The sequence below is a fragment of the Paenibacillus sp. J22FR21 genome, assembly GCF_056269135.1.
Map to the genome: position 1 here is coordinate 1,019,424 of NZ_JBWDNJ010000002.1, position 13,444 is coordinate 1,032,867.

Here is a 13,444-nt window from a genome sequence, read left to right on the forward strand (position 1 = left end):
TAAATTATGAGCAAATGGTATAGAGGGTATCTTGGTGATGCTTATAAACTATTTCTCTTATTCCTGCTACTAGTGCCGTACATCCCTGCCGGAAGAAGTACGCTCGCGGAAGGGTTGAAGCTTACAACCGGAAACTATTATTACAGCCCTGCTCCTGATGCGGGCAATTCTCCCGACTACGGGGCAGCCGGCTTGGTATCCTCAGAGGGGGGCAAACTTCTTGACGACCTGATGACGACCTATGCCGGTTGGATGGGAAGCGCCACAGCCAAAGGAACGGTACAAGTGGTGTTTGACCTGCTGAAGGACTACCCGCTGGACAGCATTAATATTGTATTGAATTCGCCAAATGGCTATTGGGGCTATAAACAATTTACGGTGAAATACCGACCCGAGGCTACGACGGACTATTATTATATTGCAGGCAAGCATGTCAGATCAGGAACCGCCTTGAACGATTCGGTTAGCATCCCGATGAACAACAAGACGGCCAGATTTATAGTCATCGATATTAAGCGCTCTAACGCTTATCAGCATATCCCGCTTACGGAAGTGCAAATCGTCAGAGGTACAGGCGATGAAGGACAGATTGCTGCACCTGCTTTTACCGTAGAGCAGATGCAGGCTGAACTGAAGAAAGACGCTTTGATGGTAGATAAATACGGACAATGGATCTATGATACATGGGCCGGAAAGGTTGAAACGGACGCTCAATTACAGGCGGATTATGCGAATGAGGCGAAAGCGCTGGCGAAGGTGTCGCTTGACCGCCGACAATATGATCCGTTCGGCGGGATCAAAAGCGGAGGGCAGAAAGCAGCCACCGGATTTTTCCGACTTGAACAACTAGATCATAAATGGTGGTTTATTACGCCTGCCGGCTACAAGTTCATTCTAAAAGGCGTGGATGCGACAAGCATATGGGAATGGGGTTACGGAACACCGTATCAGCATATCGACGGCACGCCTCGCCAAGTCTTCGAGGAGCTTCCGGATCCGAACATTTACGCGCCAGCTTACGCAATTGACTTAAACGGAGAAAGAGTCAGCTTTGTCATCGCCAACATCATGAGAAAATACGGCAGCGACTATGAGTCGAAGTGGGAAGAAATCACTAAGAAGCGAATGATCGATTGGGGCTTCAATGCCTTTAGCAAGTGGACCCGACCTAACCATGTTACATTCCCTTATATACAGGTGTTGCAAGATCCTATGAATTTAGAAAGAATTCAATGGACCTACGATGTGTTCGATCCGCAAGCGAAGTCCATGATCGACAACGCTCTGAGACCGCAGCTTAGAGAGGCGAAGAACGACCGGTGGTTGATTGGCTACACTTACGATAATGAGGCGGGATGGTCGACCGATATCGTCAGAGAGATTTTGAATTATGACTCGACTTCTGCGGCTAAGAGAGCTTTTGTGGATTTTCTTGCACCTCGATACAACAATGATATTGCTGTCCTTAATCAGCTTCTGGGTACGGACGCTGAATCATTGGACACCTTGATGAATACATCGATCGCAATCGCGAAAGTTCCGGCTGTCGATGTATCGGACTATATCAAGCTGGCATCCAAAACGTATTTCTCGACAATCCGTTCGATAATCGAGAAATATGATACGAACCATTTGTTCCTAGGCTCATCAATCGTTTCTACCTGGCGAACCAGTCTGGATTGGGATTCGGCAGCCATGGAATTCGTAGATGCTTTCTCTGTTGATATGTATTCGAAGGATACAAGTTGGCTTGCCAGATACGAGGCATTCGGTAAACCTCTGTTGAATCTGGAGTTTACATTCAGTACGAGTGAGCGCGGGTTAACGCCCGTCAATGCGGCTACAGCAACGGTCGGTATAGCGGAAAGAGGTGCGGCTTTCAAAGCTTTCATCGAGAAGCAAGCAGCGCATCCGCTGTTTGTCGGCTCGGGGTGGTTTGGGTATTTCGATCAGGCAGTCACCGGACGCAAAGACGGCGAGAATTTCAATACCGGTTTGGTAAACCAGCAGGACCAGCCTTATACGGATATGGTCAATATGATGAAGAGTGTCAACGCAGAGCTGGAAGCGATCCATGAGAATGGGGGATAGGATTTTGCTGTAATAACAAGCTCGAGACGAATAGGTCTCGAGCTTGTTTGGTTTCCATAGCCTAACAAGAAGGCTTTTTTTGGAGTTGACAATCCAAAATCAAATTGTTAGTATGAGCACAGAAGTTTGGAGTGAACACTCCATAAATCGAAAGGGGATAGGACAACATGAATTCAACTCAAACTACAGCACTTATTACAGGAGGAACAAGCGGTATCGGGCGAGCAATTGCGAATCAGCTTGCTGCACAAGGCATCCACGTCGTGGTTGCGGGGCGCAATGTGGACCGTGGGGAACAGACAGTTGCGGCAATTCTAGCAGCGGGAGGAAAAGCAGATTTCGTGCAAACGGATCTTCGCGATGCGTCAAGCGCAAGAAGCCTGGCGAAGCGCGCAATTGAACTGGGTAACGGACGAGTCGACATTCTTGTCAACAATGCAGGCGTCTTTCCGTTCGGACCGACGCATGAGACAATGGAGGATGATTTTGATCTCGTGTACGCACTGAATGTCAAAGTACCTTATTTTCTAGTCGCAGAATTGGCGCCGCTGATGGCGGAAAGCGGCAAGGGGGCCATCGTCAACATATCGACGATGCTGGCCGATTATGGAATGTCCGGTATGAGTCTTTACGGTTCGAGCAAGGCAGCAATCAACCTGCTTACCAAAGCATGGGCAGCCGAATACGGCCCAAGCGGTATCCGTGTCAATACCGTCAGCCCCGGTCCTACGCGTACGGAAGGCACTGAAGCAATGGGGGAAGGACTTGATCAGCTTGCTGCCCAAGCACCGGCAGGGCGTCCTGCATCAGCCGATGAAATCGCTGAGGCCGTCGTCTTCCTCGCGACGGATCGTGCCAGCTTCATTCATGGCGCAAACCTAGCCGTCGATGGTGGACAAACTGCAGTTTAATTATTAACAATCTCACCGTTTTTATTAGAGTAAAACCGATCCAGGCAAGATTCGAAACTCATCACATCCTAACGTTTATTAATGGATTGCATCATCCAATTTTGGTATACTACATGCATGGAAAATATAATGGATGTCCAAACGCCAAAGCAGCGGCTGACAAAAAAGGGAAAAGAGACACGCGCGCGTATCGTCGCCGCCGCAGCCAAATTAATGTTTGATCGCGGCGTTGCCGGCACAAGCGTGGAAGATGTGCAGCGGGAGGCCAAGGTCAGCTCCTCCCAGTTGTACCACTATTTCAAGGAGAAACGCGATCTCGTATTAGCTGTCATTGTGTATCAAACCGAACAAGTGCTTGATGCCCAGGAGCCTCTGCTAAGTCATTTGGATAGCATGGAGTCGCTTCGCATGTGGCGCGATGCCATCGTGAAGCTTCAGATTGAACGGCAATTCCAAGGCGGCTGTTCAATTGGCTCGCTTGCCAGTGCGCTTGCGGATACAGATCCGGCAGCGCGCAGCGAACTCGTTGCCGGCTTTATGCAGTGGGAACTGGCTATTCGCAAAGGACTACGCGCTATGTATGACCGTGGGGAGCTGAGAGCCGACGCGGACCCGAACCATCTCGCGCTGTCGCTGCTAACTGCGCTTCAGGGAGGCCTTCTTCTTACTCAGGTTCGGAAGGAGACGAGCCCGCTCGAAGCTGTATTGGACGCCATGCTTGCGCATATCCGCACGTTCGTCGTCTGATTTACCGTCCGATTAAATCATGTTTCTTCTGTAGTTGATATTGTTACTTTGAAGCCGCTAATGATAGCGGCTTTTTTTGTTGTGCTCCAAACTTGAGCACTTATTATTTAATTCGCTTGACTACAAATAAAGGGCATGATAATATAACTCATGTAACCAGCAAATATAAATATAGATGGTTACAAATTAAGTCGTCAAAGGAGGATGGATGAGAACGTAGACGACAGAAAATGGATCGAATGGATAGCACGGATAACGAGTTCAAACGCGATGAATACTAATGAACACAAGGATATTATTATCGTTTATAAACACAAATACACAAATACACAATTAGATCATGAATAGGAGCGAATACAATCATGAACATTATCGAAAAGAAACTATATACAGCTACTGTTAACGTACAAGGTGGAAGAGATGGGAAAGCAGTTTCCAGCGATGAGAATCTAAATGTAGATTTGCGATATCCGAAAGAGTTAGGCGGTAACGGAGAGGGAACGAATCCGGAGCAATTGTTCGCCGCAGGATTCGCGGCTTGCTTTGAAGGCGCGATGGGCACTGTCCTTCGTTTGAAAAAAATCAAATCGGATGGCATTTCCATTGCTTCTAGCGTCACACTCGGCAAGGATGCGAATGACGGCTATGCGCTTGCTGTAACGCTGGACATTACGCTTAAAGGCGTAGAGCGCAGCATTGCGCAAGAAGTCGTAGATGAGGCACATAAAGTTTGTCCTTACGCCAAAGCGACTAAAGGAAATATTGAAGTCATCTCGAACGTAATCGGTTAAGACTTATGAACGCACTTCAATGTAAATAAGGAGGTTATAAGATGGAGGTCCATGCATTATTTAAAGAAACGTTTCAGGGACAAATAAGTCATGGAATCACACTTGTAGACTTCTATAAGCCAGGAAACAACGCTTGTCTAGAGCAGCTTAACATTGATCTTAGCCTGGCTCAGGAAGTTAGATATCAAGCTGCCGTAGTCAAAGTTAATATAGATCAGGAGCAAGAACTTGCAGCAGAATACGATGTGTCGAGTGTGCCAACCTTATTGTTGTTCAAAGATGGTTATAAAGTGGAAACTTTAGTCGGACAACACAGTAAAGAGGCATTGCAGAAGTACATCATCAGCTATGCAACAATGAGCGACTCTTGCGTTTGACGGTTCTTAACGGCAGCCATACAGGCTGCCGTTTCTTCTATATCATTGGCTTTGAATACGTTTGCGCAATCGCAATAATCAGGGATTATTGCATAATTTAGGTATTGCGGAGAGACAATAGTGTAACTTTGAGATATTGAAATGTAGGAAAAGAGTGATTAGAAATGACTGCGGTCCCTCGACAATGGAAGGAGCTTCGTGAGTCATCGGATTTCGTATGCTATGAACATCCAACGAACGATGAGTCTTTTTTCATCGGCTATTTTCATTCCCTCTTGGAACCGAACGTTTTGCACGATCATATCCTCGGTCCACTGAGCAACGAATCGAATCAGACTTTCAATGAATTGTACCGTTCGATTCCGGTTGGGGAGAAAGAAATAAGTAACGATTGGGATACGATTCAAGGCAAGCTTCTGCGGGGATATGTCGTCATTCAATATGGTCTGCAATCGGATCAATGCATGGTGGTCAATGCCGCGACAGCCAAAGGACGAAGCATTTCAGCGCCTGAGATCGAATTTACGGTGGAAGGGCCCAAAGAGGCTTTTGTAGAAGCATTGAACATGAATCTCAATTTGATTCGTAAGCGAGTGCCCTATCCCGAGCTGCGCGTTAAGGAGTTTGAAGTAGGGGAAATATCAAAGGCCAGAGTAGCGGTATGTTACATAAAGGGATTAACGAACGAACAATATTTGAATACGTGTATCCAGCGCATTACGGATGTTCAATTCGATCAAATAACGAATATCACAGTCCTTCAACAAATGATTGAAGATAATTCCAACTCCATCTTCCCGCTGACGATCGGAACCGAAAGGCCGGATTATGCGGCTTGGGCACTTTCATCGGGGCAAATTTGCGTGTTGATGGACGGTTCCCCGATTGCGGTTTTTGCACCGGTCAATCTGGGGTATTTTTTTATCACCTTCGAAGACTATTATTTGCCATGGATCGTTGGCTCGATTTTACGTGTCATTCGCATGTCTTCCGTGCTGTTTTCCGTGTTTTCCTCCTCCTTGTATATTGCCGTGATGACTTATCACGGTCAGGGCATTTCGAACGTTTTTTTACCCACGATCGTTTCTTCTAGGATGAATGTACCTTTTCCGCCTTTCGTGGAAGTGCTCATTCTGGAGCTTGTCATTGAACTGCTTCGGGAGGCAGGCGCCAGATTGCCTACCAAAATCGGTCAAACCATCGGCATTGTCGGAGGTATCGTGCTCGGCACAGCGGCTGTCGAGGCTGCGCTGACAAGTAACTTTTTATTGATTATTGTAGCGTTATCAGCATTGGCCTCCTTTACTACCCCAATCTTTCGAATGAGCGCCACCATACGACTTCTACGGTTTCCATTTATCATATCCGCTCAATTAGGAGGGCTGCTTGGCATTTTCATTTGCACCATTGCTATTTTTGCGCATTTGCTTCGATTAACGTCACTTGGAATGCCTTATCTCGTTCCGTTTTATCCCTTCCGCGCTACGGATGCATATGACACCGTGATACGTCCTTCCTATTCTAAGTTTAATCATCGCTTGAGCTACTTTAGATCGCAAAGACCGGTAAGATTCAATAAAGAACAACCAAAGAGGAAAAAAGACATCGACGAATGAGCGGCTGGAGGAATGCGAAGATGAAGGCAGTGGAACCTGCGCGCTTGACAGTATCGCCTTATCTGGTATTTCCGTTGGTGCATGCCATGCAATTCGGCTCCGAATATCTCGACATGTCCATTAAACCGATCCAGTTCGCCGGCAATGACACATGGATTTCAGTTCTTATTTGCGGGCTGTGTTTTCACGTCATCATCTGGATGATTTATGGCATACTTAACAGCAACAAGACGGATCTGCTCCAAATTCACCAACGATTCTTCGGCAAATGGGCGGGCAGCGGGCTAAACATGATATTCATCGTTTACTTCTTGCTCCATGCAAGTTTGTTAATGAGACTGTTTATCGAAATCGTACAAGTGTGGCTGTTTCCTGAACTCGCGACATGGCTGCTCGCGTTGGTGCTGCTTCTTCTTGTTTATTATATCGTTACGGGCGGTTTTCGGGTGATCGTAGGCATCTGCTTTTTCAGCTTATTTAGGCATCTATTAATCATGTCCATGCTATTCTCGGCCGGGTATTTTCATTTCAATAATTTGTCGCCTATCATGGATCATTCGTTGAGCGAGCTGCTCATGGCGACTAAGGAGCTGACATTCCCCTACGTAGGCGTAGAGATGATATTCTTTGTATATACGTTCATCAAGACGCCTGAAAAGTCGCACAAATGGGCACAATTAGCGAATTTTATTACGACATTATCCTATCTTGTCGTTGTTCTGTTTTCATTGTTGTTGTTCAAGATCGAACAATTATCCAATCAATTATGGCCGCAATTGACCAAATATAAATTCGTAAAGTTCCCGTTTATCGAGCGATTCGAATTCGTTGGCGCTTCTGCGCAGATATTTTGGATTATTCCGATCATTTGCCTTTGTATATGGGCTTCCAGCCGGGCGGTTAAAGTCATGTTTTCCGTTAAACAAAGGACGGTCTTACCGATTTTTTTGGTTGTTGTGTTTGCCGCCGTAAGTATGATTGCAGGCCGCAATCAAGTCGAAGCACTTCAATCCCTGTTAGCCCAAATCGGCTTCTATATGATATTTGCGTACATCCCGTTTATGTATCTAGTCGATAGGGTCAGAGTGAAAGTGAAGAGCACGGTATGAGCCGTTTATTCCTGTCGCTAGCGGCCATCTGCTTCCTGTTAACGGGGTGCGCTACACAACAAATTCTAGACAGAGTTACCCTATTTATCGTCTGCGCCTTCGATGAAGCTCAGAACGATCAAATCGAAATTACGATAGCGACGACCAGGTTTCAGAGCGGGAAGCCCGGCTCGATCTCCAATCAATTACTCTCGAAGGTCGGCTATACGAGCGTAGGGATTAGGGAATTATTGGACACGCGATTGGACAGACCTCTCAATTCGGGTAAACTTTCCGTGGTTTTAATCGGAGCAGAGCTGGCAGCAAAGGGACTTAGGAACGAATTGGATATGGTTTTACGTGACGCGCAAGCTTCTCGAAGGATGTATTTGGCTGTTGTTGACGGAAGTGCAAAAGAAGTACTGCGGAAGAATTTCAGCTCGGATCAGGAAAAAGGGTTGTACTTGTTTAACTTGCTCGATATGAACGAACGTGCGAATCTTGTGCCCAAACAAAATCTGCATGAGTTCGGCTATGCCTTTCTGGGTAAAGGAATGGATCCTCTATTACCTATACTTAAAGCACAGGAAGATCAAATTTACATTGCCGGCCTGGCTTTGTTCAAGGATGACAAATATGTAATGAAGCTGAATGATAAGCAGATGAGGGTCATGAAGCTGCTTAAAGAAAATGTGAAGCGCGGTGCAATTGAAACGAAGCTGAACAACGGATCTCACGTTGCGGCCGAAGTTATCGGAACAAAGGTGCGTTATCGGATCGACAAAGATAAAGAACGTTCGAACTTGTCGTTAAACCTTCATTTACCTGCCCGAATCGTCGATTCAAGGGCAGTGACCTTGAATCGACCCATGATTGAGCAAATCGAAGCCAGTTTCGAAAAAGATCTAACCGATTCCGGAACGGAACTTATCAAAAGATTTCAGAAAGAAGGAATCGACCCGCTCGGTTTGGGGGATTTCGTTAGGAGCAAAACGAGAAATTGGAACGAAGAGAAGTGGAATAGAGAATATGGCTCGTTAAACGTACTGGTGAATGTAAAGATGGATATTGAAGAGACCGGAATCACGAAGTGAAGCTGCCGCTTAGGCGGCTTTTTCTAGGCTTGATTTTAAATGCTATAGCATATAAAATAGGCGATAAGGCGCTTGATGTCAAAGGAGACGATTATGGAACTGTATGATTTCACGGGATTTCAGATTCATCGCACAGATGTGAAGATGAACAATTATTTCACGAAGCAATTAAAGCCATTCGCAATTACGCCGGATCAATGGGGCATTCTTGGTGTACTGGACGGCGATAAGGCAACGACTCAGAAAGAGCTTGCGGAAGCCATTGACCGGGATCAAACCACGGTTGTTCGAATGATTCATTCTTTGGAGAAGAAAGAGTTTGTTCAACGCTTCGTTCATGATACGGATAAACGTTCCCACAATCTATACCTCACCGACAAAGGAATGGAGCTTAAATCCAAGGTGCTTCCCGTTGTCATCGCAGCGCATCATTATGCGACAAGATATTTGAGTAAGGTGGAAATCAATGAATTGAAAGCAATCCTCGAGAAGCTGTATGCAGCCGTTAATGATGAGTAAAGGGGAGGTGAGCAGCATAATCATTAACGCCTTATGCATGCTATAGCATGTAGTTTTAAAATTAAAACATGAGTTAAAGGAGCTACTTCAAATGATAACGATGATTTTGCAAGTAATTGTCGGTGTGTTTTTCATGTTCACGGGGATTAGAATTATAAGCGGCAAAATGGCGCATGAATTCAAACGCTTCGGACTGCCGCCGATGTTCAATCTCATGACGGGGTTTATTGAGATCGTTAGCTCGATTGGGATGATTGTTGGTATTTGGTACTCAGTTACAGCCGTGATAGCCGGACTTCTATTAGCCGTAACGATGCTTGTAGCGGCCTTCGTTCTTCTTGTCGTTGCCAAAGATCCAATTGCGAAAGCAATTCCGTCGATCATGTTATGCCTGCTGTCTGTAGGAATCACCATTAACCTATTGGTATAACCGGACTTATGCCATATTGAGATAAAATTAAAGAATTCTCATCATCTCTTACTCTCAACAAAATGATACAAAATGTCTCTCTCAATGATTGAGGTCATAGATTTAAAGCCCTTGTATAAAAGGGGTTGATGTTGGTTTTCCTAGTATTTATGCGTATAAATGCGAGTTTTGACAGATTTCAAATTGAATTTGTCAGCGCAACATTTCGTAACCTCCATGCGTTATAATAAACAGCTTTTCGACGCAGCGGGTCTTCATGACTCGCGGAAAAGGAGGTTAGGGTATGAATGTAGTACGTAAAGTGCTGATCGCATGGCTGCTGTTGGCTCTTGCGATTCCGGCTTTTATTGCAGATGCGGATTCGCTTTCCACGCAAGCGAAGTTCGAGGTACTAAAGGGAGAAGGAATCTTCACCGGAATGGGGGACGGAAGCGCAGGACTTAACCAATCGATGACGCGCGAACAATTCGCCGCCGTGCTGTTCCGACTCTGGGGGTTATCAGACAACATCAACACGGTAAAGTCGAGCTTTAACGACGTGTTGAAGTCGAGATGGTCTTATCACGAAGTGGAGGCTGTGAATCAGGCTGGGCTCATGACGGGAACAGGCGTGCGCAAGTTCTCTCCCGCCGCTAATGTAACGGTGGAGCAACTGGCTGCTGTACTGGTTCGAGCATATGGCTATGGAAATGGCAGTTCTACGGTTGCAGGCCTCGTATCTGCATGGGCAAGGAGTTCGGTCAGTGCCGCGCTCGATCACGGCTTTATCTCTTACCAGAGCAATTACAAAGCAGCCGCTACCCGCGGGCAGCTCGTCGACGCCGCTTATGCCGTTTATCAACAGCAGAACCAACATAAGATTCAGGTGAGCAGCATTCAACCGCTCGCGAACAGTATCATTCTAGTGACCCTGAAGCAAAAAGTCGCCTCGATTGATCTGTCTGACTTCTCGTTAAAGGACGATCAAGGTACGGTTATCGCGATCAGAACAGCGACTCTGTCATCGGATGGCATGACCGTTACGATCTTGACGGGGCCTCAACAATGGAATGTCATCTACACACTCACGGTGGACGGAACGGGCTGGCGTTATTCCGCCGTTAGGGATAACAACGACGGCACGACTGACACTCGTCCTACCGTAACCAAGGTCGAGAACCTGGGAGATCGGACGATTCGGCTGACGTTCTCTGAGCAGCTAAGCCGCTCCACGGCAGAGGATCCGGACCATTACGACATCGTTTCAGGTAACCTTAGTCTCTATAGTTTTGCGTTATCCGACGATCGACGCATGGTCACGATCACGACGAGCACGCAAGAAGACGGTTATCTGTATCGGCTGTCCGTATCCGGCGTGAAGGATCTAACAGGCAACACGATGACTTCCCGGAGCGACTTGTTCTTCTACGGCATTTACGACCTCGATGGATCGAAGCCGACTGTCGTTAGTGTCGCCGGTCAGAACAATTCGACAATCCAGGTTGTCTTCAGCGAGAAGGTCGACGCAAGCGACGCTCGCAATGTGAACAACTACAGCATCAATAACGATTTGTACGTCACCCGCGTGACCATCGCGAGCGATGGCAAAACGGTAACGCTGTACACCAACGAACAAGTGAACGGCAGGGAATACAAGCTGACGATTCGCAATATTGCCGATCTAGCCGGTAACGTCATGGACGCGCGGCGCGATATTGTTCTCAAAGGCACGAACGATCACGATAAGCCTGAAGTCCAATCGGTGTCAGTACTTAGCAATTCGACCGTCGAAGTGCAATTCAGCGAGAAGGTTAACGAGGGTCAGGCGAAGAACGTTTCGAATTACACGATTAACAATAATCTCAGAGTAACGAATGTCATTCTGGGTAGTGGCGGAGACACAGTTATTCTTACGACGACGAAACAGACGGATGCCGTGCTGTATACGATGACGATTCAAGGGATCTCCGATCTGGCAGGAAACGCGATGGATAAAGCGACGAACCTGTATTTCGGAGGCCTTGTCGATTACAGCTCTCCGACCATTGTCGGCATTCAAGCGGCAGCACGCCAAGTGGTCTTAACGTTTAGTGAGCGTTTGGAAGCGAGTACGGCGAACCGCGTGAGCAACTATAAGCTGGGCAGCGATCTAGGAGCAGTCAAGAGTGCGGTGTACGACGATGCGAAGAAGTCTGTCACTCTCACGACCAATACGCAGACGCCGGGCGACGTTTATTCCGTCACCATCAATCATGTGAATGACCTAAGCGGCAACGAAATCGCGGCGGATACACGCATCCAATTCGTCGGCAGCGATCGCGAAACGTCCGGATCGATCGAGTTTCAAAAGCTCGAAATTGTCAATCAAAATACGGTTCAAGCAACGTTCAGCCGTGCGTTGTCCGACTCCGAAGTCGGCTCTCTCGACTTGACGATTCTGAAGGATAACAACCGTAATGTCGACGTGAGCGGGTGGAGCGAATACGTTGTCCGCAAGTCCGGCACGAATAACGTGGTTGTCATCCAGCTAAAGACGAAGCAAACGGGCAATCCTTCCCTGTTCGTCGCGGGGCATGTCTACACCGGCCGCATCTCTGATTTGCCTGGTTTGGTCAACACGGACGGGGCGAATCAGAAGGTATTCCCAGGCACGGAGAAGAAGAACGACGAACCTTACGTTACCCAAGTGTCGGCGCTGAACAACAGGGCGATCAAGGTCACCTTCAGTGAGCCCGTTCGTAACGTTAGCGCGTCTGGATTCAATCTTCTGCGCGATGACGATTCGGCGATCGACATTGCCCGAGATAGCCTGAACGAAACGAACAGAATCGTGACCGAAGTGACTCTATATCTAGACGAAGATGTGCGGTCCGGCAAGACTTACTTCCTGCGTTTCAAGGACAGTATCAAGGACGCGGCGGGATGGAACGCCATCCGCACGCAGGACGGCACGAAGCCTTATCAAGTTGTGTTCGCGGGAACGTCGACTACCAATCAGGCACCTACGGTCACGAAGATCGTTTCGACGGACCGCTACACATTCGAGCTTCAATTCAGCGAGCCTATATGGCTTGATGACGATGGGGGCTTCTCGCTGTACGCCGTATCCGGAGGAAACGACATCGACATTCAATCAAGCGGAAACGCGAGCTACGTCCTGTCCCCGGACCGCAAGTCCATCACGGTTTACCTGAACGCCGACCAGCTGGATCCGCTGAAATCGAATCAGCGCTATCGTTTGGAATACGATTCGAATCACGGACTGATCGTGGACGATCAAAGGGATAAGCTGGAGGACTCTGACAACAGCAGCGTCTATGTCTTTACCGCATCAAGTGCGAATAATGCCATTCCTTATATTGCGAAAGTAAACGCGCAAGGAACGGAAATCAAGATTACGTTCAGCGAACCTATCAAAGGCTACTCGGATGAAACTAATTTCTTCAACATCGTAGTAGATGGCAAACAAATCACGCCCACGGAAGGTCGTCTGGACGGGCAAACAATCGTATTGAAAGTGCCGTCGCTAGCTTCGGGCAAGATCGGAACGATCTCGAGTACCAGCAAAGGGGTCGACTCGATCCGGGATTACAACCGTTTATCTCCGGACCCGGATGCGATATTTACGTTCGGCGTACAGTAAGTAATCCCTATCGAATGACGTTTAAAGGAGGACCCTCGTGGTCCTCTTCTTTTTGATAATAAATGATTTACAGGGGAACGTACGTGCGCTATGCTTGAATGGCACCAAATAATGGAATTCCTACTGGGCGATGTAGAGGCGTTCTGCAATTTATTTAA

Annotated in this window: 11 protein-coding genes; all 11 read left to right on the forward strand. The window is 47.3% G+C overall.

The window, feature by feature from the left end:
* The first annotated feature begins 6 nt into the window (after positions 1-6).
* The 11 genes from AC0YNS_RS10405 to AC0YNS_RS10455 all read left to right on the forward strand — a co-directional run bounded on the left by AC0YNS_RS10405 (position 7) and on the right by AC0YNS_RS10455 (position 13,286).
* Entirely contained in the window at positions 7-2,091 is a 2,085-nt protein-coding gene (locus AC0YNS_RS10405; RefSeq protein WP_475780913.1) for a hypothetical protein, read from the forward strand.
* Between the two features lie 167 nt (positions 2,092-2,258).
* Positions 2,259-3,002 (forward strand): SDR family NAD(P)-dependent oxidoreductase, encoded by a 744-nt coding sequence (locus AC0YNS_RS10410; RefSeq protein ID WP_475780914.1) that lies wholly within the window; start codon positions 2,259-2,261, stop codon positions 3,000-3,002.
* Between the two features lie 117 nt (positions 3,003-3,119).
* Positions 3,120-3,749 carry a TetR/AcrR family transcriptional regulator gene (locus tag AC0YNS_RS10415; RefSeq protein WP_475780915.1) on the forward strand — a complete coding sequence of 210 codons (630 nt, stop codon included), beginning with the start codon at positions 3,120-3,122 and terminating at the stop codon, positions 3,747-3,749.
* Positions 3,750-4,111: 362 nt separating this feature from the next.
* Positions 4,112-4,540 carry an organic hydroperoxide resistance protein gene (locus AC0YNS_RS10420; RefSeq protein WP_475780916.1) on the forward strand — a complete coding sequence of 143 codons (429 nt, stop codon included), beginning with the start codon at positions 4,112-4,114 and terminating at the stop codon, positions 4,538-4,540.
* Between the two features lie 41 nt (positions 4,541-4,581).
* Positions 4,582-4,917 carry a thioredoxin family protein gene (locus tag AC0YNS_RS10425; protein WP_475780917.1) on the forward strand — a complete coding sequence of 112 codons (336 nt, stop codon included), beginning with the start codon at positions 4,582-4,584 and terminating at the stop codon, positions 4,915-4,917.
* Between the two features lie 164 nt (positions 4,918-5,081).
* Positions 5,082-6,533, forward strand: coding sequence for a spore germination protein (locus AC0YNS_RS10430; RefSeq protein ID WP_475780918.1), 1,452 nt, complete (start codon positions 5,082-5,084; stop codon positions 6,531-6,533).
* A gap of 20 nt (positions 6,534-6,553) precedes the next feature.
* Positions 6,554-7,642 carry a GerAB/ArcD/ProY family transporter gene (locus tag AC0YNS_RS10435; protein WP_475780919.1) on the forward strand — a complete coding sequence of 363 codons (1,089 nt, stop codon included), beginning with the start codon at positions 6,554-6,556 and terminating at the stop codon, positions 7,640-7,642.
* Positions 7,639-8,715 (forward strand): Ger(x)C family spore germination protein, encoded by a 1,077-nt coding sequence (locus tag AC0YNS_RS10440; RefSeq protein ID WP_475780920.1) that lies wholly within the window; start codon positions 7,639-7,641, stop codon positions 8,713-8,715. The genes AC0YNS_RS10435 and AC0YNS_RS10440 overlap by 4 nt, the downstream gene beginning before the upstream one ends.
* 93 nt (positions 8,716-8,808) lie before the next feature.
* On the forward strand, positions 8,809-9,234 hold the full coding sequence (locus AC0YNS_RS10445; protein WP_475780921.1) for a MarR family winged helix-turn-helix transcriptional regulator: 426 nt from the start codon (positions 8,809-8,811) through the stop codon (positions 9,232-9,234).
* A 91-nt stretch (positions 9,235-9,325) separates the two neighbouring features.
* Positions 9,326-9,664, forward strand: a complete 339-nt coding sequence (locus tag AC0YNS_RS10450; protein ID WP_475780922.1) for a DoxX family protein — start codon at positions 9,326-9,328, stop codon at positions 9,662-9,664.
* Between the two features lie 283 nt (positions 9,665-9,947).
* Positions 9,948-13,286: an Ig-like domain-containing protein gene (locus AC0YNS_RS10455; protein ID WP_475780923.1), complete on the forward strand. Its 3,339-nt coding sequence runs from the start codon at positions 9,948-9,950 to the stop codon at positions 13,284-13,286.
* Positions 13,287-13,444: the final 158 nt, after the last annotated feature.

What these genes read in the sequence shown, in the direction of transcription:
- AC0YNS_RS10405 (WP_475780913.1), top strand. Translation starts at nt 7, where the DNA reads ATGAGCAAATGGTATAGAGGGTATCTTGGTGATGCTTATAAACTATTT.
- AC0YNS_RS10410 (WP_475780914.1), top strand. Translation starts at nt 2,259, where the DNA reads ATGAATTCAACTCAAACTACAGCACTTATTACAGGAGGAACAAGCGGT.
- AC0YNS_RS10415 (WP_475780915.1), top strand. Translation starts at nt 3,120, where the DNA reads ATGGAAAATATAATGGATGTCCAAACGCCAAAGCAGCGGCTGACAAAA.
- AC0YNS_RS10420 (WP_475780916.1), top strand. Translation starts at nt 4,112, where the DNA reads ATGAACATTATCGAAAAGAAACTATATACAGCTACTGTTAACGTACAA.
- AC0YNS_RS10425 (WP_475780917.1), top strand. Translation starts at nt 4,582, where the DNA reads ATGGAGGTCCATGCATTATTTAAAGAAACGTTTCAGGGACAAATAAGT.
- AC0YNS_RS10430 (WP_475780918.1), top strand. Translation starts at nt 5,082, where the DNA reads ATGACTGCGGTCCCTCGACAATGGAAGGAGCTTCGTGAGTCATCGGAT.
- AC0YNS_RS10435 (WP_475780919.1), top strand. Translation starts at nt 6,554, where the DNA reads ATGAAGGCAGTGGAACCTGCGCGCTTGACAGTATCGCCTTATCTGGTA.
- AC0YNS_RS10440 (WP_475780920.1), top strand. Translation starts at nt 7,639, where the DNA reads ATGAGCCGTTTATTCCTGTCGCTAGCGGCCATCTGCTTCCTGTTAACG.
- AC0YNS_RS10445 (WP_475780921.1), top strand. Translation starts at nt 8,809, where the DNA reads ATGGAACTGTATGATTTCACGGGATTTCAGATTCATCGCACAGATGTG.
- AC0YNS_RS10450 (WP_475780922.1), top strand. Translation starts at nt 9,326, where the DNA reads ATGATAACGATGATTTTGCAAGTAATTGTCGGTGTGTTTTTCATGTTC.
- AC0YNS_RS10455 (WP_475780923.1), top strand. Translation starts at nt 9,948, where the DNA reads ATGAATGTAGTACGTAAAGTGCTGATCGCATGGCTGCTGTTGGCTCTT.